The organism is Paenibacillus pasadenensis, from assembly GCF_002864175.1.
GTDB classification, from domain to species: Bacteria; Bacillota; Bacilli; order Paenibacillales; family Paenibacillaceae; genus Paenibacillus_O; species Paenibacillus_O pasadenensis.
On record NZ_NFEZ01000004.1, the window covers coordinates 808203 to 827858 of the forward strand.

General features: G+C 66.4%; 16 protein-coding genes. 11 read left to right on the plus strand and 5 right to left on the minus strand.

Translation table 11 applies throughout. The features are described 5' to 3' along the window. Positions 1 to 209: 209 nt before the first annotated feature. A complete protein-coding gene (locus B8V81_RS13180; RefSeq protein WP_101808517.1) occupies positions 210 to 725 on the minus strand; it encodes an SRPBCC domain-containing protein in 516 nt (171 codons plus the stop codon). 256 nt (positions 726 to 981) lie between these two features. Continuing rightward, positions 982 to 2511 carry a long-chain-fatty-acid--CoA ligase gene (locus B8V81_RS13185; protein ID WP_101808518.1) on the minus strand — a complete coding sequence of 510 codons (1530 nt, stop codon included), beginning with the start codon at positions 2509 to 2511 and terminating at the stop codon, positions 982 to 984. 208 nt (positions 2512 to 2719) lie between these two features. Between B8V81_RS13185 and B8V81_RS13190 the strand changes: the two genes are divergently transcribed. Then, the gene (locus tag B8V81_RS13190; protein WP_101808519.1) at positions 2720 to 3214 is read left to right on the plus strand and encodes an LURP-one-related family protein; all 495 of its coding nucleotides are present in this window, start codon (positions 2720 to 2722) and stop codon (positions 3212 to 3214) included. A gap of 17 nt (positions 3215 to 3231) precedes the next feature. Here B8V81_RS13190 and B8V81_RS13195 read toward each other — a convergent pair whose 3' ends face one another. From B8V81_RS13195 to B8V81_RS13205, 3 genes are all read right to left on the minus strand, one after another. Then, on the minus strand, positions 3232 to 3603 hold the full coding sequence (locus B8V81_RS13195) for a hypothetical protein (RefSeq protein WP_101808520.1): 372 nt from the start codon (positions 3601 to 3603) through the stop codon (positions 3232 to 3234). Positions 3604 to 4151: 548 nt separating this feature from the next. Further along, positions 4152 to 4862 (minus strand): MOSC domain-containing protein, encoded by a 711-nt coding sequence (locus B8V81_RS13200; RefSeq protein WP_180968446.1) that lies wholly within the window; start codon positions 4860 to 4862, stop codon positions 4152 to 4154. A gap of 4 nt (positions 4863 to 4866) precedes the next feature. After that, positions 4867 to 6105, minus strand: a complete 1239-nt coding sequence (locus tag B8V81_RS13205) for an MFS transporter (RefSeq protein ID WP_101808522.1) — start codon at positions 6103 to 6105, stop codon at positions 4867 to 4869. Between the two features lie 182 nt (positions 6106 to 6287). On the opposite strand from B8V81_RS13205, the gene B8V81_RS13210 reads away from it, so the two are divergent. The 10 genes from B8V81_RS13210 (at position 6288) to B8V81_RS13255 (ending at position 18723) form a co-directional block, all read left to right on the plus strand. Beyond that, on the plus strand, positions 6288 to 7235 hold the full coding sequence (locus B8V81_RS13210) for a ribose-phosphate diphosphokinase (protein ID WP_028600080.1): 948 nt from the start codon (positions 6288 to 6290) through the stop codon (positions 7233 to 7235). Positions 7236 to 7470: 235 nt separating this feature from the next. After that, the gene (locus B8V81_RS13215; protein ID WP_228551249.1) at positions 7471 to 9279 is read left to right on the plus strand and encodes a sensor histidine kinase; all 1809 of its coding nucleotides are present in this window, start codon (positions 7471 to 7473) and stop codon (positions 9277 to 9279) included. Further along, positions 9254 to 10906 (plus strand): response regulator, encoded by a 1653-nt coding sequence (locus tag B8V81_RS13220; protein ID WP_101808523.1) that lies wholly within the window; start codon positions 9254 to 9256, stop codon positions 10904 to 10906. Before B8V81_RS13215 ends, B8V81_RS13220 begins: the two co-directional genes overlap by 26 nt. Before the next feature lie 151 nt (positions 10907 to 11057). Next, positions 11058 to 12350 (plus strand): ABC transporter substrate-binding protein, encoded by a 1293-nt coding sequence (locus B8V81_RS13225; protein ID WP_028600083.1) that lies wholly within the window; start codon positions 11058 to 11060, stop codon positions 12348 to 12350. 205 nt (positions 12351 to 12555) lie between these two features. Beyond that, the gene (locus tag B8V81_RS13230) at positions 12556 to 13461 is read left to right on the plus strand and encodes a carbohydrate ABC transporter permease (RefSeq protein ID WP_028600084.1); all 906 of its coding nucleotides are present in this window, start codon (positions 12556 to 12558) and stop codon (positions 13459 to 13461) included. A gap of 3 nt (positions 13462 to 13464) precedes the next feature. Then, entirely contained in the window at positions 13465 to 14304 is an 840-nt protein-coding gene (locus B8V81_RS13235; protein WP_028600085.1) for a carbohydrate ABC transporter permease, read from the plus strand. Further along, positions 14301 to 15581: a rhamnogalacturonan acetylesterase gene (locus B8V81_RS13240; RefSeq protein ID WP_240479053.1), complete on the plus strand. Its 1281-nt coding sequence runs from the start codon at positions 14301 to 14303 to the stop codon at positions 15579 to 15581. The genes B8V81_RS13235 and B8V81_RS13240 overlap by 4 nt, the downstream gene beginning before the upstream one ends. A gap of 142 nt (positions 15582 to 15723) precedes the next feature. Next, positions 15724 to 16101, plus strand: a complete 378-nt coding sequence (locus B8V81_RS13245; protein WP_028600087.1) for a sensory rhodopsin transducer — start codon at positions 15724 to 15726, stop codon at positions 16099 to 16101. 301 nt (positions 16102 to 16402) lie between these two features. After that, positions 16403 to 17929 (plus strand): sensor histidine kinase, encoded by a 1527-nt coding sequence (locus tag B8V81_RS13250; RefSeq protein ID WP_052333496.1) that lies wholly within the window; start codon positions 16403 to 16405, stop codon positions 17927 to 17929. Beyond that, on the plus strand, positions 17926 to 18723 hold the full coding sequence (locus B8V81_RS13255; protein ID WP_101808524.1) for a response regulator transcription factor: 798 nt from the start codon (positions 17926 to 17928) through the stop codon (positions 18721 to 18723). The genes B8V81_RS13250 and B8V81_RS13255 overlap by 4 nt, the downstream gene beginning before the upstream one ends. Positions 18724 to 19656: the final 933 nt, after the last annotated feature.

A 19656-nucleotide genomic window follows, 5' to 3' on the forward strand; every position in this document is an offset into this window, starting at 1 on the left:
ATCTCCGCCTTTGCATGGGGGATAGGTTCGGGGAGTACAAGTCCACCGTACCAATGCCGCCTCCGCGCGTCAACGGATAACATTCTCTTCCCGAAGAAGAGCGGATTCCCCCGGCATGCCGGCCCGAATCCGATGTGGGGTCCGGACCGGGACGAAGCCGCATCGCCGCCGGCGGGCGGCGGCAGCCGGTTCGCCTCGGCCCGTCCGGTTCAGGCGGATTGAACGGCGGCCAGATGCTCCTCGAGCCGGTCCCATGTTTCGCGGACGCCATGCTCCATGCCCATGTCAATGACCGACTGCAGCTGCGCCGCCGTCTCGTAGCGGCTGCGGTTGATGACGGTCGTAGAGCCGTCCCGCTCCACGAACTCCAGCTCCGTGAAGCACGGAGGCAGCTCCTCGTTGATCGTGCCTTCCTCGTCCGAGAAGTAGTCCGTACAGGAATAGAAGTCTTGCGGATTCGTTTCCTTATAGATCGTCTTGCCCCAGGATTCCATGCCGTAGAAGTCGCCCTGCGCCGGATCCTCGCACTTCATGCAGTAATGCCAGACGCCGCCGGGGCGGAAGTCGATGTCGCATCTTGTCAGCGTCCAGCCGCGCGGTCCCCACCATTTCTTCAGATGCTCGGCTTCGGTAAAAGCGCGGAATACGAGATCCTTCGGAGCGCCGAAGGTCCTCTCCATTATGAACTGATTGCCCTCGACCCGGATCCGCATGCTCGTGGTCATGATCCCATTCCTCCTCGAAAAGTAGTCGGTGCAAGTTCCATGGATGCGTTAGCCATGAATCCACTATAGCTTCATTTGAATATTCCTGTCAAGGAATATTCTAAATAAAGAATAAGAGCCGGCAGCAGGCGGCTGTCCGTCTGCCCTTCTACCGGCTCTTCGTATCTTCCGCATCGACCGCTCCCGCCGGCGTCCGAACCGCCGCATAGGCATCGACAGCAGCATCGGCTTGACTGCCGATCCGATCCGTTGCGGCCTACGCCTGCGCCGAAGGAGGCTGCTGGGCCTTCTCCTTGAGCGCCCGCCGCAGCGTCTTGCCGGAGCTGTTCTTGGGCAGCTCGGCGAGGAACTCGATCGCCGTCGGCCGCTTGTACTTGACGAGGCTGCCGCTGCAGAAGGCGGCCAGTTCCTCGGCCGTCAGCGCCTCGTCGCTGCGGACGACGTACGCCTTGACCGCCTCTCCGAGCGTCTCGTCAGGCACGCCGACGACGGCCGCCTCGAAGACGCCGGGATGGCGGTAGAGCACCTCCTCGACCTCGCGCGGATAGACGTTGAAGCCGCCGACGTTGATCATGTCCTTCATGCGGTCGACGATATAGATGTAGCCTTCCTCGTCCATGCGGGCGATGTCGCCGGTATGGAGCCAGCCGCCCCGCAGCGCCTCGGCCGTGGCGTCCGGCAGCTTGTAGTAGCCTTGCATGACGTTCGGCCCCTGCACGATCAGCTCGCCGATCTCGCCGCGCGGCACCTCGTTGCCCTGGTGATCGACGATGCGGTTCGTGACGCGCGGGATGTCGACGCCGACCGAGCCCGGCTTGCGCTTGCCGCCGAGCGGATTGAACGCCGTCACCGGCGCCGCTTCCGACAGGCCGTAGCCCTCGTAGATGACGACGCCGAACCGCTCCTCGACCTTGCGCAGCATCTCCACGGGCAGCGAGGCGCCGCCGGAGGAGCAGAGCCGGAGCGTGGCGAAGTCGGCGGCCGTCGCGTCCGGCACCTGCAGCAGGTAGGCGTACATCGTCGGCACGCCGGAGAACATCGTCGCCCGCTGCTCGCGGATCGCCGCGATCGTCTCCACCGGATGGAAGCGCGGGAGGATGACGATGCAGGCGCCGACCGCGAGCGGAGCGTTCAGGCAGACGGTCAGGGAGTAGATGTGGAACATCGGCAGCACGGCCACGGCGCGCTCGTTTTCGGTCAGCTCGAACATCGTATAGACCGATTCGGCGTTTGTCGCCAGATTGCGATGGGACAGCATCGCGCCCTTCGGCTTGCCGGTCGTGCCCGAGGTGTAGAGGATGACGGCGGTGTCCTCTTCGTCGATGTAAGCGGATTCAAGATGTCCGGCGCCGAGCTGCAGCAGACGGGCAAAGGAATCCTCGCCTTCTTCTTCGCCGACGTAGAAAGGCTGGATCGGGCGGGGCAGCCGGGCTTGCAGGGCGGCGAGCAGCGGCCGCAGCGGCGCGGCGGCGATCGCGGCGCGGGCTCCGCTGTCGGCGAGGATGTACGCGAGCTCATCCGCCGTATAGGTCGGATTGACGGGCACGACGATCGCTCCGAGGGCGAGCGCGCCGTAGAGGGAGGCGATGAACTCCGGGGCGTTGCCGAGCAGCAGCACGACCTTGTCGCCTTTGGCGATGCCTTCGGCGGCCAGGCCGGCGGCGCAGCGGCGCACCTGCTCGATCAGCTCCGCATAGGTGGCGCTTGCTCCTCGGTAGACGTACGCTTCCCGTTCCGGGAAGCTTGCCGCGCTGTTCTCGAGCGCTTCGACCAGGTTCCAGCTCATGCTTCAGTCAGCTCCTTTTTCGTCTAGGTAGGCGGGGAAGGATCTGCGATGACTCACTGCCATCTTATTCGCGGAAGCGCTTCCGAATCCCTGCGCGTTTTTTGCCGGGATGCCGGCAGCGAGGGTGGGGCGATCGCGATGGAGATGGTATAATCTAGTGAAGCAAGGGAATTTATCCAGATGACTAGATTTGGAGAGGATGAGTGAGATGGAGCTTTATTTCCGGGACAACTTCTTCAGCTCCGGCGAAACCGAGATCATGGACGCGTCCGGCCGGCCGATCGGCAAGGTCGACCTGAGGAGCGCGTTCGGCTCCTCGCTGGAGATTTTCGGCGCAGCGGGCGAAAGCTTGTACGAAGGCAGGTTCCTGGCCTTTTCGAGCAAGTGGAGGGTGCTGCAGGCCGGCGGCGAGGAGATCGGACAGCTGCGCTGGCGGATGGCCTTTTTCTCCAAGCGCTTCGAATATGACAGCTACGGTCGAGGCGTCTACCAGCTGACGTCGCCCGCGATGTCCAAAGAGTACGAGATCGCCGACGAGGACGGGCGGATCGTGGGCCGCTTCGAGCGGGTGAGCGGCTGGATGTCGGCCGGAGCTTTCCGCCTCGAGTGCGGCGAATGCCAAGTGCCGCCGCTGGAGTGGGCGGCGGTCATTCTCGGCATGAACGCGATGCAGAAGCAGTCGGCGGCAGCGGGAGGCGTCTGAGCGCTGGCGGAGAACCGCTAGAGCAGACGGTAGCCGGCGGGCAGCGAGCCCGTGCGGCGGATCTCGCGGATCTGCGCGTCGGTCAGCGATTGGTTCGTCGAGATCAGCGACTCGACATCCTCGCCGCCGATCAGATCGTCCAGATCGGGCAGGTTGCGGACCGAGCCGCGGTAGACGCGGAAGTTGCCGCGGAAGCGCGTCTCCGAGAAGACGACGAGCGTGGCGTTCGGGCTGGTGGAGAAGAAGCGAAGGCTCTCAAAGCCGTCGAGGATACGGTCCGTATCGCGGATGCCGAGGTTGCCCCGGTAGATGCGGCTGACGCCGCCGTAGCGCTCTTCGGAGTAAACGGTGAGGCGGGGATAGGTCTGGCTGGCTTGCACAGGTTTCATCGGAGGGAATCTTCCTTTCGGATTGGCTTCCCTAGCAGAATATGATAGAAGCTGCGAAAGGTTCGGGGCGCCTGCCGGGGGAGCATGAACGACTACTTCCTTACCCAGGGCCAGCCTGCGGCAGCATGCCTCCGGTCGGACCGCCGCGTGCTGCCGATTGGTTCGGCTCGCGGCTTTTGCGAAAGGTGGTTTCCGACGGTTCCGCTGGAATTGAGTCGTTCCCATCCGTTGCCAACGACGCCTCAGACGCTTAGAGCCCTTTTTTTCGCGCTTCCAAAAACGTAACGACGCGTCAGACGCTTCCAATAGGCCGCTCGCATGATTCTGCATGTTTTTCCGGCCTTTTGCAGGGCTAAGCGCGTGACGCGTCGTTAGAATTGGGAGCGGCCCTGTTTAGGGCTGCTAACGCTCTGATTCGTCGCAAGCGGTCCTCCGCGCTTTGACTGGATTAGCCGCTCGCAAGACCGAGCTCCGCCCGGCCCGCAGGCGCCCGCCATTGCGCCAGCCCGCAGGCGCCCCGCCTAGGGCTCAGCGCGCGCGCCCCGCGCTCAGCCCTCGAGCAGCGCGGCATCGCCCTCGGCGATCCGGCCCGGCTCGAGGATCGAGGCGTACAGCCCGAAGCTCAGCCCGAAGCGGTCGTTCACGACGCGCAGCAGCGACGGATCGCGCTCCAGGCTGTCCGGATCGTAATTGACCATCGAGCAGCGCTGGCAGAACGAATCGACCTGCAGCAGCGCGCCGCCGATGCGCAGCCGCGCGCCGAGCAGCGACTCGTCGTCGAGCTCGGGATCGTCCGTCCGCAGCAGCAGGTTCGGCCGAAAGCGAAGCGCTTCGGCCTCCTTGCCCCAAGCGGCCTTCAGCCGCCGCAGGGAAGCGTCGGTGACGATCAGCACGCTGGCGGCGTCGACCGCCATCAAGCCGTTGCCTTCGCGGCCGGGAGCTCCTTCCGCGCTCATCGACATGCGCGTGCCCGTCACCTGCTCCAGCTCGTCCCCGAGGGCGGACTCCCAGCGGTAGGAGGGGCCGAGCGGGGAATCGACGCGCACGCCTTTTTCCCCGTAGGCGGCGCGGTACATCAGCAGAGCGGGGAACTTGCGGGCGGTATGGTAGCTGCTCCAGCCTTCCTTGGCTTCGTCGTACAGGCTGCAGAAGCGGTCGCCTTCCAGGCCGTACCGTTCGACGGAGACGCCTTGCAGCCGCTCGCCTCCCATCGACTTGACGGGATAGCGCCAGATTTCGCTTGTTTGTCCGATTCGCATGCGTTCATCGTTCTCCTTTGTCGAGATCATAGGGCCGGGCCGAGAGGCGAGCCGACGGCAGCAGGCAAAGGGCCAGCCACAGCAGCAGTCCGGCGGCCAGCATGCCGCCGATCAGGCGGACGACGCCCGGCCAGCCGTCCGCGCTCCAGGCGAGGCCGCCGGCCGTCCCGCCCAGGCTCGAGCCGGCATAGTAGAAGAGCAGGTACAGCGAGGACGCCTGCGCGCGTCCTGCGGGCGCGGCCGCTCCGACCCAGGCGCTGGCGACGGCATGTCCGCCGAAAAATCCCGCCGTGAACAGCGCCGTGCCGAGCAGCGTGAGGCCGAGCTGCTCCGGCAGCGTCAGCGCCAGTCCGGCGGCCAGCAGGCCGAGCGCCAGGCCGAGCGCGGCGCGTCGGTCGCGCAGCCTGCCCATGAGCGGGGAGCTGACCGAGCCGGTCAGGAACAGGATGAAGATCCAGCCGACCCACGCTTGCGGCAGCTCGAACGGCGGGGCCAGCAGCCGGAAGGCGAGATAGCTGTACAGCGTGACGAAGCCGCCCATCAGCACCGCGCCGATGCCGAACAGCGCGAGCAGGACGGGCCGCCGCAGATGGCGGCGCGAATGCGCCAGCATCTCCTGCGGCGTCGTCCGATTCGCCGCGCTCCGGCGCGGCTCCGGCAGTCGGCGCATGAGCTGCCAGGCGGCGAGCAGGCCGCACAGCGCGACCGCTCCGACGCCCCAGCGCCAGCCGGCGAGGTCGCTGATCGTGCTGACCGCGCCGCGGCCGGCAAGGCCGCCGATGGAGTTGCCGCTGATGTACAGCCCCATCGCGGCGCCGAGGCTGGCGGGATCCATTTCCTCCGCGAGGTAGGTCATCGCTACGGCCGGCAGTCCGGCCAGCAGGATGCCCAGCAGCGCGCGCAGCGCCAGCAGCGAGGCGAACCCCGGCGCCAGCGCCGCAGCGAGGCAGATCAGGCTCGCCAGCAGCAGCGATGCTTCCATGACGCGCTTGCGGCCGATGCGGTCGGACAGCAGTCCGGCGATCGGCAGCGCGGCGGCGAGCAGCACCGTGCTGACCGACAGCGTGAGGCTGGCTCCGGCCGGCGTCTGCCCGAACTCGCGGGCGAACTCGGGCAGCAGCGGCTGCACGCTGTACAGCATGCCGAACGTGGCCGCGCCGGCCACGAACAGCGAACGGCCGGCGCGCCGGTAGTCGTCCGAGCCTCGGACGATGCGTCCCGGCTCGTCCGGGATTGGGTTCATGAAGCCGACCTTCCTTTCTTTGATGCGGGAAGCAGCGTCTGTTTCGTCCAGTATAGCGATTTTTCAGAGAACAAATAAGTAGCCGTAGGACGTTTTCCCGCGAGCGGACTGCAGTTTTGCCCGAAGATGGGCTATAATGAGGGCAAAGGCTCATCCAATGCGCGGGAGGGAAAGAATACCTAATGACGGATAAAGTGAAAATTTTCAGCGGATCCTCCAATGTTCCGCTGGCCAAAAGCATCAGCGAGCAGCTCGGGCTGCCGCTCGGCGAGGTGACGCTGAGCCAGTTCGACAACGGCGAGCTGTACGTCTCCTACGGCGAGCCGATCCGGACCTGCCATATCTTCATCGTGCAGTCGCTGTCCGATCCGGTCAACGAGAACTTCATGGAGCTGCTGATCATGATCGACGCGGCCAAGCGCGCCTCGGCCAAGACGATCAACATCATCATGCCGTACTACGGCTACGCCCGCCAGGAGCGCAAGCGCCATCCGCGCGAGGCGATCTCGGCCAAGCTGGTCGCCGACCTGCTGCATACGGCCGGAGCGTCGCGGATCATCACGCTGGACCTCCACACGGCGGCGATCCAGGGCTTCTTCACCTTCCCGGTCGACCATCTGACCGCGCTGGACGAGCTGACCGAGCACATCCGCGCCAAGAACATCGAGAACCCGGTCATCGTCTCGCCGGACGCCGGCCGGGCCTCCACCGCCGAGAAGCTGGCCAACTATCTGCATGCGCCGTTCGCGATGGTCGTGACGAACCACGATCCGCATACCGGCGAGGAGAAGATGCATGTCATCGGCGACGTCAAGGACAAGACGCCGGTCATCATCGAGGACATCATCGACACCGGCCGCACGCTGTTCAACGTCGTCGAGAAGCTCGTGGAGAAAGGCGGCCGCGACGTCGTCATCGCCGCTACGCACGGCCTGTTCTCCGGCGACGCGCTGGAGAAGCTCAACCATCCGCATATCCGCGAGATCGTCGTCACCGACTCGATCCTGCAGCAGGCCAGCCCGTCGGACAAGCTCACCGTCATCCCGACGGCGGGCCTGTTCACCGAGGCGATCCGCTCCAACATCTACGGCGGCTCCATCGCCACCTTGTTCAAAAACCGCGGCATCTGACGGCGCGCCGCGCGAGTCCGCGCCCGAACGGCCGCGCCCCAGGCCCTGCTCCCCGGATCCGATCCGGCGGCAGGGCTTTTCGCGTTCGGCAGAGGCTTCACTTTTCCGGCGAAAGCCGGCAAAAATCCGGAAACATGCCGGCTGCGCGCCCTCGGCGGCGGCTTGCGTGCTATACTTTCTAATAAAAACTCGGCCTAGGGCCGAGACCGCCATCCGCATCCGAAGGAGGTCCGGCATGCCGCGCCTGAACCGAATTAGAAGCGCTTACAACAATCTGTCGATCCATCACAAGATGCTGCTGCTGCTGTCGGTGCTGATGATCGGCTGCTTCGTGTTCTACCAGCTCGTGCTCGGCTATGTGTTCCGAATCTACGACCGCCAGATCTACGAGAAATCGTCGCAGGTGCTCGGCACGTCGTCGATCGCCATCGAGAACCGGCTGCGGGAGGTGGAGGGACTCAGCTTCCGCGTGCTGGCCGACCCGGTCATCCAGCAGGCGCTCGGCAAGCTGAGCGGCTCGCCGACGTCGTACGAGCAGAACGTGCTGCGCAAGCGGGTCGCCGACCAGCTGATCAGCTATGCCGGATCGGAGAAGGATGTCTATTCGATCCTGCTCATCGACACGCGCGGCATCCCGATCTCCGCGGGCAACCGCGAAGGCATCACCGCCGGCATGCAGCTCGATCTGGTCGCGCTCGCCGAGCGGACGGACGGGGCGCATGCGTGGAAGGTGACCGCGGACAAGCGGGCGGCGCTGCTCTCGGTGCGCAAGATCCGCTCGTTCACGACGCAGAACCTGACGTTCGACAACCTGGGCACGCTGATCATCCGGACGCGCATCGACCGCATCATCGAGGATCAGATGGATACGGGCCCGGGCCAGGCGCGCCTCATCCTGACGGACGGCAAGGACATCATCTATCCGCTCGCGGACGACATGCCGCTGACGGCCGCGGAGGCGGCCCGCACCGCCGCGCAGGGCAAGCCGTACGGCGTGGAGTCCTATGCCGGAGGCGAGTATTTCACGGCGCTCATGGCGTCCAAGAACATGGGCTGGACGTATTTGTACGTCACGCCATTCGACGAGATGTTCCGCCAGCTGACCGCGGTCAAGCGGATCGTGCTGGCCAGCTTCGTCGCCATCTTCCTCGCCGCGCTGCTGCTCGGCGCGATGCTTTCAAGCAGCATCAACCGGCCGATGCTGCTGCTGCTGCGCAAGATGCGGCAGATCGAGAAGGGCCAGCTCGACCGGCTCGAGGAGCAGTCGCTCGGCGCGGTGCCGGAGCTGTCCCATCACGAGGCGGGCATCCTGCATCGGACGTTCACGATGATGCTGCAGCGCATCCGCGAGCTGATCGACGAGAACTACGCCAAGCAGCTGACGATCCGCGAGGCGGAGCTGAAGGCGCTGCAGGCGCAGATCAATCCGCATTTCCTGTACAACACGCTCGAGTCGATCAACTGGCAGGCCAAGATGAACGGGCAGAGAAGCATCTCCGAGATGGTCGAGGCGCTCGGCCATCTGATGCGCAGCTCGATCAGCGGCACCGAGGACCTGCTCCCGCTGGAGCAGGAGCTGGAGCTCGTGCGCAGCTACGTCACGATCCAGGCGATCCGCTACGAGGAGCGGCTGGACTTCCGGCTGGAGGCGGAGGAGGAGGCGCTGCCGGCGCTGCTGCCCAAGCTGACGCTGCAGCCGCTCGTGGAGAACGCCGTCCACTACGCGCTGGAGCCGATGATCGAGCCATGCGTCATCACGGTGAGCGCGTCCACGTCCGGAGGCCGGCTGCGGCTGGCCGTATCCGATACGGGGCCGGGCATGCCGCCGGAGTTCGTGGAGCGGCTGCGCCGGGGCGAGGTGCGCACGCGCGGTCAAGGCATCGGCCTGGCGAACATCGCCGAACGGCTGCGGCTGACGTATGGAGGCGACGCGAGCCTCGAGATCGAAAGCGCCGAGGGCAAGGGAACGACGGTCAGGCTGGACATGCCTTATACGGAGGAAAGGGAGGAGACAAGCCATGCGAAGCGTGCTGCTGGTCGATGACGAAAGGCTGATCGTGGAGGGCATCGCCAAAGTGCTGGACTGGAGCGGGCTCGGCCTGCGGCTCGCCGGAACGGCGCGCAACGGGCTCGAGGCGCTGGAGGCGATCGAGCGGGAGCGTCCCGACCTTGTGCTGACCGACATCCGGATGCCGGGCCTCGACGGGCTCGGCCTCGTGGAGCGGACGGCGGAGCGGCATCCGCGCATCCGTTTCGCGATGCTGACCGGGTACAAGGACTTCGACTATGCCCGCCGCGCGATGCAGCACGGCGTCCGCCACTACCTGCTCAAGCCATGCAGCGAGCAGCAGATCGGCGAGGCGCTGACGGAGCTGGCGCGGGAGCTGGAGGAGGAGGACGAGCGGGACGGCTTCCTCTCGGAGATGGAGCAGCGCTACCGCCGCATGCTGCCGCATGTGAAGGAGCAGTTCCTCAAGGAGTTCATCACGAACCGCACCTACGGCAGCCGCGATCTGGCGCTGTACCAGAGCCTGTTCGGCATGGAGCTGGACGGCCGGCCCGTGCGGCTCATGCTGCTCAGCCCGGCGGGCGAGCCGGATTACGCGCAGCTGTTCGCGCTGTCCAACATCGCGGCGGAGCTCATCCCGGGCATCCTGCTCAGCACGACGATCGACGGCACGCTGCTGGTCGTGCTGGACGACGGCGGCGAGCCGGACGACGAGGCTGCGCGCGGGACGGACGGGGCGGTCGAGGCGGTCGGGACGATGCGGGTTAAGGAGGCCAAAGCCGGCTCGCCGCAGCGGCTCGCGCCGGAGCTGGAGGCGCGCATCGGCCGCGTGCAGGAAACGTTCCGGCGCTTCTACAAGCTGGAGGCGACGGCCGCGCTCAGCAGCGCGGGCCGGATGGTCGAGGCGCGCCGGCTGTATCGCGAGGCGCGGGAGTGCCTCGCGCACCGGTTCTACGTCGGCGACGACAGCCTCATCGTCCGCAGCGACCTGCCGGCGGCGCAAGGCGCCGAGGCGCTGCCGGAGCCGGACGAGGAGCGGCTCTGCCTGCTGCTGCGCTCCGGCCTGGCGGACGAGGCGCGCCTGGAGATCGAGCGCTTTCTCGGCGAGCTGGCGGAGCGGCGGGCGGCGCTGCCGGCGGCCCGCTCCTGCGTGCTGCAGCTGTATGCGGCGATGATCCGCGTCTGCCCCGAGGCGGAGGCCGAGGCGTTCACGCTGCGGGCGGCGGAGCTGTCCGGCATCGACACGCTCGCCGGGCTCGGCGAGTTCGTCACGGACAGCGCGATGCGGCTCGCCGACCATTACCACCGCCTGACGCTGAGCCGCCAGTCGTCGGCCGTCGAGCGGCTGATCGCGATCATCGAGCAGGACTACGCCGATTCCGGCCTGACGCTCGGGGCGGTCGCGGCCGGCCAGCTGTTCATGAACGCCGACTATGTCGGCAAGATGTTCAAGAAGGCGACCGGGGAGAGCTTCTCCGCCTACCTGAACCGGCATCGCATCCGCGAGGCGTGCCGGCATATCCGCAGCGGCGGAGACGCGCGCGTCGCCGAGCTGGCGGAGCGGTTCGGCTTCGGCGACAACGCGCCTTATTTCAGCCAGGTGTTCAAAAAATGGACGGGACGGACGCCGAGCGAGTTCAAAAAATGCCCCTCTGATTTTTGACGGGATGGCTCTGCTTTTTGGATTCCGGGAGCAAGCCGGACTTGAGACAATAGAGCCAAGGGAAGAAAGAAAGCGCTGACAGCCGGCGGGCAAGCGACCGAGCCGGCAGCGCCTTCGGCTTCCGACTTGCCAACCAAGGGGAGATCATGCGATGAAAAGAAGAATGCTCGGCCTGCTGGCCGCCGTTACGCTCGCCTCTACAGCCCTATCCGCCTGCAGCTCCGGCAACGACGCGCCGGCCGGCGGCTCCGCAGACGATCCCGTATCGCTGCGCATCGCCTGGTGGGGCTCGGATTCCCGCCACGCCTATACCCAGCAGGTCATCGACCTGTATACGAGCAAGCATCCGAACGTCAAGATCGACGTGGAGTACGCGTCCTTCGACGACTACTGGAAAAAGCTCGCTCCGCAAGCGGCGGCGAAGCAGCTGCCGGACATCGTGCAGATGGACATTTCCTACATCAGCCAATACGCCAAGAACGGCCAGCTCGCCGAGCTCGAGCCGTACCTGAACAACCAGATCCAGGTCGGCGACGTCAGCGAGAGCGTGCTCGGCACGGGCTTGCTGGGCGGCAAGCAGTACGGCATCCCGATCGGCGTCAACGTGCTCGGCTTCCACTACGATCCGGAGCTGCTGAAAAAGGGCGGCATCGACAGCATCCCGGCCGACTGGACGTGGGAGAAGTACGAGGAGATGGCCCGGCAGACCGGCTCCAAGGGGCTGTACTTCGACTCCGGCTTCGCGCCGGACATCTTCTTCAACTACTACCTGCGCACGAAGGGCGAGACGCTCTACAACGAGGAGGGCAACGCGCTCGGCTACGACGACGACAAGCTGTTCACGGACTTCTTCCGCATCCAGGCGGATCTCGTCAAGGAAAAAGCGCTGCGCTCGCCGGATTACCTGAACCAGATCAAGGGCGTCCTCGAGGAGTCCGACCTCGTGAAGGGCACCGGCATCGGCGTCTTCCAGTGGTCCAACCAGTTCGTCGGCCTGCAGAAGGCCGCCGCCCGCCCGCTCGCCCTGGCTCCGATGATGGGGCCGGACATGGAGAAGGGCATCTACATGCAGCCGAGCATGTACTGGGCGATCACGAACAACTCCAAGGCCAAGGAGGAGGCGGCGAAATTCATCGACTTCTGGGTGAACGACGTCGAGGCGAACAAGATCATCAAGGGCGAGCGCGGCGTGCCGATCAGCTCCGCGATCAAGGAAGCGATCGCCGGCGAGCTCGACGAGCCGGTCAAGCAGGTGTTCGATTTCGTCTCCGAGATGGAGCCGAAAGCCTCGCCGATGAGCCCGCCGCCGCCGACCGGATCGCCGGAAGTGATCGCCGCGCTTGCCGACCTCATCGAGGAGCTGAACTTCGGCCGCATCACGCCGGAGCAGGCCGCGGCCTCGTTCCGCAAGACGGCCAGCGAAGTGCTCGCAGCCAACAAATAGAGAATCGTCCGGCCGCGGCGCTGCGAGCAGCGGGGCTTTCCCCGAACCGGAGCGGCGCGCTGCGGGACGGGGGAGCAAGGGCTTGAGGGGAGAAGCCGCCGTCCGGGCGGCTTTTCTCCTCTGCGGGGACGCTGGGCGCCTGCGCGCCCCGCGCCCGCTGCCGGCCCGCCGGGCTTCCGCCGCCGGATGAGAAAGGAGAGAGACCATGCTCAAGCGAAACACCGCGCTCCGCAACGATCTGACCGGCTATGCCTTCATCAGCCCGTTCGTCATCGGCTTCCTGGCCTTCACGCTGATCCCGATGTTCATCTCGCTCTACCTCAGCTTCACGAGCTACAACCTGTTCAGCGCTCCGCGCTGGATCGGGCTCGACAACTTCGTCAAGATGTTCACTGGCGATCCCAAGTACATGAACTCCCTGCGCGTGACGTTCCTGTACGTCTTCGTCGGCGTGCCGCTGCGGCTCATGTTCGCGCTGTTCATCGCGATGCTGCTCAACAACGGCTCGCGCCTGATCGGGACGTACCGCACGCTGTTCTACCTCCCGTCGATCATCGGCGGCAGCGTGGCCGTATCGATCATGTGGCGCAACATCTTCGGCAGCGAAGGCATCGTCAACAGCGCGCTGATCGCGATCGGGCTCGGCCCGGTCAGCTGGTTCGGCGATCCGAACGCGGCGCTCGGCATGCTCGTCACGCTCTCCGTCTGGCAATTCGGCTCGTCCATGCTCATCTTCCTGGCGGGCCTCAAGAACATCTCGCCGGAAATGTACGAAGCCGCAGGCGTCGACGGCGCGGGCCCGGCCCGGCGCTTCTTCCGGATCACGCTGCCGCTGCTCAGCCCGATCATCCTGTTCAACCTGATCATGCAGACGATCAGCGCCTTCATGACGTTCGTGCCCGCCTACATCATCTCCAAGGGCGAGGGCGGCCCGATGGACGGCACGATGCTCTACTCGCTGTACCTGTTCCGCCAGGCGTTCATGTTCAACAACATGGGCTACGCCTCGGCGATGGCGTGGGTCATGCTGATCATCGTCGGCATCATGACCGCCGTGCTGTTTTTCGTCTCCAAGTACTGGGTGTTCTACGAGTCGGAAGGGGGGCGCTGACCGATGGCCTGGAAAACGATCAAATGGCCCGTCTATCATCTGTTCGCCATCGCGCTGGCCGTGCTCATGCTCTATCCGGTGCTGTGGATGCTCATGAGCAGCTTCAAGGAGAGCCGGCTCATCTTCGTCACGGCCGAGTCGCTGCTGCCGGACAAGTGGGTGTGGAGCAACTACGCCGACGGCTGGAAGGGAACCGCGGGCTACCCGTTCATGACGTACATCTGGAACTCGCTCGTCATCGTCGTGCTGTCGACGATCGGAGCGGTGCTGTCGAGCTCGCTCATCGCCTTCGGCTTCGCGCGGCTGAGCTTCCGCGGGCGCAACCTGTGGTTCGCGCTCATGATGGTGACGCTCATGCTGCCGCATGACGTCGTGCTCGTGCCGCAGTACGTCATCTTCACCAAGCTCGGCTGGCTCAACTCGATCGCGCCGATCGTCGTGCCGCAGTTTTTCGGCATCCCGTTCTTCATCTTCCTGATGGTGCAGTTCATCCGCACGATTCCGCGCGAGCTTGACGAGGCGGCGACGATCGACGGCTGCGGCAAGCTGCGGCTGTACGCCCGGATTATCCTGCCGCTGCTGCGCTCCTCGCTGGCGACGGCGGCGATCTTCTCCTTCTACTGGCGGTGGGAGGACCTGCTCGGTCCGGTGCTCTACCTCAACTCTCCGGACAAGTACACCGTCTCGATGGCGCTCAAGATGTTCCTCGACAGCGAGTCGACGTCCAACTGGGGCGCGATGTTCGCCATGTCGATCGTCAGCCTCGTGCCGGTCATCGCCCTGTTCTTCGCGTTCCAGAAGCATATCGTGCAGGGCATGGCGACGAGCGGGCTGAAGGGATGAGCGGCATGGAAGAGGAAGCGGCGAGGATGAACGCGGAGCTGCCGGATGGAGAAGCCGGGGCGCGCCAGGACGGAGCTGCGCCTGTCGAGGGCGCCAGGCGGCAATCGGGCGAAGCGCCCGAAGCAAGCGCCGCCGAGACGCCGGCAACGGGCCGGGGCGCGACGGAGCTGCGCTTCGCCTTCGGGCCGGGCGAGCCGCCGCCGGGCGCGGCGCAGGTGCGGGCGGACGACGCCTACAGCGACGAGCGCGGCTGGGGCTTCGAGCCGGGCTCGACTGTGCACGAGCGGCTGCGGCCCGGCGGCGAGGGCATCCTGATTCCGGTGCAATCCGTATTCGCCGTGGCAGTGCCGGACGGCATCTATCACGTCCGAGTGCGCTGCGGCGACGAGCGGCATGCGACGTCGACGAGCGTGAGGCTCGGCGAGGGCAGCCTCGTGCTGCCGCTGCTGGAGCGTCCGGCGGGCGTCTACGCCGAGGAGCTGTTCGCTGCGGCCGTGCGGGGCGGCCGGCTGCGGCTGCGGCTGTCCGGCAAGGCGCCGCGGCTGTGCGAGCTGACCGTGACGCCGGCTCCGCAGGCGGTCGGGCTTTTTCTCGCCGGAGATTCCACCGTCTGCGACCAGCCGGCGTCCGGCTATCCGTATTTCGGCTGGGGACAGGCGCTGCCGGCGCGGTTCAAGCATGACGTCGCGGTCGACAACCACGCCGTCTCAGGGCGCAGCTCGCTCAGCTTCATTCGCGAGGGGCGGCTGGAGGCGATTCTGGAGCGGCTGAAGCCGGGGGACTGGCTGTTCGTGCAGTTCGGGCACAACGACCAGAAGAACGACGCCGAGCGGTTCACCGAGCCGTTCGGCAGCTACAAGGACACGCTGCGCCGTTATGTGAGCGGCGCTCGCGAGCGGCAGGCGCATGCGGTTCTCGTCACGTCGATGCAGCGGCGCGATTTCGATGCCGAGGGACGGCTGCGGGATACGCATGGCGACTATCCGGCCGCGATGCGCGAGCTGGCCGCCGAGGAAGGCGTGCCGCTGATCGACCTGGCGGAGCTCAGCCGGGAGCTGTTCGAGGCGGCCGGTCCCGAAGGCACCAAGGACGACTTCATGTGGCTGCTGCCCGGCGAGTCGCTGAACCACCCATCCGGCACGCGCGACAACACGCATTTCCAGGAGCGCGGCGCCGTCCGCCTCGCCGGCCTCGTGGCGGCGGAGATCCGCCGGCTCCGGCTGCAGCCGCTGGCCATGTACCTGCGCGAGAGCGCGGAGGACCCGGGCTCCATTTGACGCGGGCGTGCAGTCCGCTGCCGGCCGACCGTGGACCGTGGACCGTGGAGGATCCGTTCCAGCCCGCGTCGAAAAGAAAGCGGCAGGCGCGTCGTCGCCGACGCTGACATCCGACAACCGACAACCGACAGGAGGAGCCATCATGTCCCAAGCTTTAGGCAGCCGCAGCTGGATCATCCCGGACGGCTACATCCCGCCCCTCAGCAGCGGGTCGCTGGAGAGCCACGAGAGCATCTGCGTGCTCAATGCCGGCGACGAGCCGGCCGAGCTGGAGCTAACCGTCTACTTCGAGGACCGCGAGCCGCTCGCAGGCATCGTCGAGACGGTGCCGGGCCGCCGCACCCGCCATATCCGCACCGCCGGCCTCGCCAGCGGCGGCGAGCGCATTCCCGCGGGCGTGCCCTACGCCGTCACCGTGGCGAGCTCGGTGCCGGTCGTCGTGCAGTACAGCCGGCTCGACTCGACGCAGCCGGAGCTCGCGCTCATGAGCGTCATGGCGCATCCGCTGGAGCGGAGCTGAGCCGGGCGGGGATGCTGGCGCGTCGAGGACAGCGTTCGCTTTGATCCCATAAAGCCGGCAGCATAAGCAGACCGCCCACCTTCGAGGTGCTGGCGGTCTGTTTTTGCTTGATCTGTATGATGGATCATCCAGATTTTAAATGTCTGGCGAACGTCGGGATCGTTTTGTGCGATTTATCGTACAAACGATGATGCTCGCTTGTCTATCCGCCGCCGGCTCGGTAAAGTAAATCTATGGCATTCCGCAGCGGGAAGAAGGCTGCGAGCCGGGACAGATTTCGCCGGGGAGAGGAGGCGCCGCGATGCTCATCTATTTCTTCGCCTTGCTGGCCGCCGGAGCGGCGGCGCTGCTGGCGCGGCCGCGCGAGGCGGAGAGCCGCTGGGCGGCGGCGTTTCTGGCGCTGGCCTCGCTGGGCGGCGCCGCTTCCTGGCTGGAGCGGGCGGGCCAGCCCGCAGGAGCAAGAGCGCTGGAGCTGCTCAACGCCTGCCTGACGCCGTGGGCGGTGCTCGTGTTCGCGCTCGTCTGGAGCGGCCTGCTCGCCGGGACGGGCGGGACGAGCAGCGCAAGTGGATGGAGCGGTGCGAAGGGCGGGACGAGCGGCGGAAGCGGGTGGCGCGGCGCGAGGGACGGGGCGAGCGGCGGAAGCGGATGGCGCGTCGCGAATGGCGGCGCCAGCCTGCTCGTCGCCCTGATCCTGCTGCTGCCGCCGCTAGTGTCGCTGGGCGAGGCGCTGCTGCGGGGAGGCGGTCCCCATTACGGGCTGCTGCTCGTCTGGACCGCTCCGTACTATCTTGCCGCATGCGCCGCGATGATCCTGGCCGTGCGCCGCGAGGCGCATCCGCTGAAGCGGCGCTCGCGGGCGATCATGGCCGTCATCATGGTGCCGACGCTGCTCGCGGTGCTCGGGCTGATCAATGTCGGGCGGGCGATCTCGCCGGACTTCGATTTTTTCCGGTATGTATCGCTGTTCATCGTCTTCTCGATGGGCGCCGCGGCGGCGGGGCTGTTCCTGTACGGCGTGCTCGGCATCCGGCTGCGGCTGGAGCGAGATCCGCTGGAGAGCGCGATGCGCGCCGCCGGCCTCGGAGCGTCGATGCTCAACCACTCGCTCAAAAACGAGCTGGGCAAGATCAGCCTCGCCTCCGAGCTGCTGCGGCGGGAGCTGGAGCGCGGGGATGCCGCCAAGGAGCCGGCTGCTCCTGCAGCGGAGCCTCCCCCGGCGTCGGCGCCTCCGCCATCGAAGCCGGCGGCCCGCGGAGCCGAGCAGCTGCAGCAGATCCAGCGCTCCGCCGGCCGCATGCTGGAGACGGTGGAGCGGCTGCAGACGCAGCTGAAAGCGATCCGCTGGCAGGCGGAGCCGGTGCGGCTGCCCGAGCTGCTGGCGCGCGCGGCGGAGCGGAGCGCTCCGCTCGCCGCGTCCCGGGGCGTTCAAGTGAGCGTCCGGTCTGGGGGCGTGCCGGAGGTGGCGTTGGCGGATCCTTTTCACCTGGAGGAATCGCTCGTTAATCTGCTCGCGAATGCGATCGAAGCGACGCCGGCTGGCGGCGAGGCGGTCGTGAGCGCGCAGCGGCAGCGCCGGCGCCTGCTCATCCGGGTGGACGATACGGGGGAGGGCATCGCGGCGGAGCGGCTGGCGCAGGCGTTCGAGCCGTTCTACAGCACGAAGAGCGGGCGCATGAACTACGGCATCGGGCTGTCCTACGCGCATCAGGCGATGCGGATGGCGGGCGGCAGCGTGCGGCTGGAGCGCCGGGAGGGCGGCGGCACGAGGGCGGAGCTGCGGCTGCCGCAGCTCGGCAGGCAGGGCGGAGAGGAGGAGCGGCGATGAGAGATTCGGAGGCGAGGCCCCCGAGCACAGGCGGAGAAGCGGCGGAGGAAGCGCGGGAGCGGGAATCCGGGAACGGAGGAGCGGACCGGGGCGAGTGCCGGGGCGAGTACGGCCGCGCCGTGCGGGAGCCGGACGGGAAGCGGCATGATGCGGCGTCGATCCGGCTGCTGATCGTCGAGGACGACCCGGAGTGGGTGCGCTCCATGACGCTGTACCTGGAGGCGGAGCCTGACCTGGTAGTGGCGGGCTGGGCGGCGGGGCCGGAGCAGGCGCTTGATGCGGCCCGCTCGCTCGACTTCGACGCGGTGCTGATGGACATCCAGCTCGGTGACGGCATGCGGGACGGCATCGCGGTCGCGGCCGACCTGCTGGAGCTGCGCGAGGTGCCGATCGTCATGCTGACCTCGGTCGGGGACGAAGCGATGATGACGCGCTCGTTCGGAGCGGGGGCGGCGAGCTATGTGGAAAAAAGCCGCTACGCGGACCTGCCGGCCGCGATCCGCGACGCGGTGCGCCGTCCGGCGCCGATGCAGGCGCTGCTCAAGGAATTTCGCCGCCTGAAGCGGGAGGAACGGCTGCAGCCGCTGACGCCGGCCGAGCGCGAGGTGTTCGAGCTGATCGAGGATGGCCGCACGCAGGCCGAGATCGGGCGGAAGCTGTTCAAGAGCGAGAGCACGCTCAAGAACCAGGTGAACCGTATCCTCAAGAAGCTCGGCGCGAGCTCGAGCCGCGAGGCCGTGCGCCGGCTGCGCCGGGGCGACGACCGCGAGCCGGACGGCGGCAAGCAGCGGTAGGAGATTCGTTTCGGCGGAGGATCAGAGGCGCGAGGAGCGCATGAATCGAAAGGCTTGCGCCTGGCAAGCTTTTTTTGGCGTGGAGGGACTCTGGCGGGCTCTCCCGGAGTCCGTCATGCCGCAGCCTTGAAGCGGGTATTTTTGACGAGAACCGCGCGTGCTAACGTCATTTTTGCCTTTAGGGAGCGAGGTTCGTCGGCATCAGCGCATCCTAACGTCATTTTTGCCTTTAGGGAGCGCGGTTTGTCGGCATGAGCGCGTGCTAACGTCATTTTTGCCTTTAAGGAGCGCGGTTCGTCGGCAGCGCAGCGTCCTCAGCACCATGTTCAATGATCCGAAAGGTTAGCCCGCTGCGCAAGCCGAGCCTTTCTCCGGTTCCACTGGAAGCCGGATGCCCGGATTTTCCGACGTCCCAGGCGAAGGCCATCCGACTTCCAAGAGGACCTCTCTGTCGCTTCTACGAAAGGCATCGGCTCGCTCCGCTCCCCTCGTTTGCATGATTTGGGGGACCATGGCCTGCGCCAGCGATGAGGAACGTTCATGAGGCCGGAATTCCAATACGACCCACGAATGAAGAGTGGATAAGGTAGCGGACAAATTGCGCGATCAGCTCGGCATGCAGGCGAACTGGCGGAACGACTCGGAAAAATCGAGCATACGGGCATGTAGACGGCACGGAGGGGGGAGCGGGCATGGACAGTAAAGGAAAGGAGTCCGTGTCCCGCCAAACGCTCTCTGCAGAAGCCAGAAGCGAGTCGGAGTTCGTGTGGAAGAAGGAAGCGGCAGCGGTTTTTTTGGCGTGGAGGGTCTCTGGCGGGCTGTCCCGGAGTCCGTCATGCCGCAGCCTTGAAGCGGGAGCCGCATCCGCCGGGACGCGGAGTGGAGGCGCAGCGGCAGAGGGCCTATGAAACTGGGGCCTGCCGCGAAGGCAGC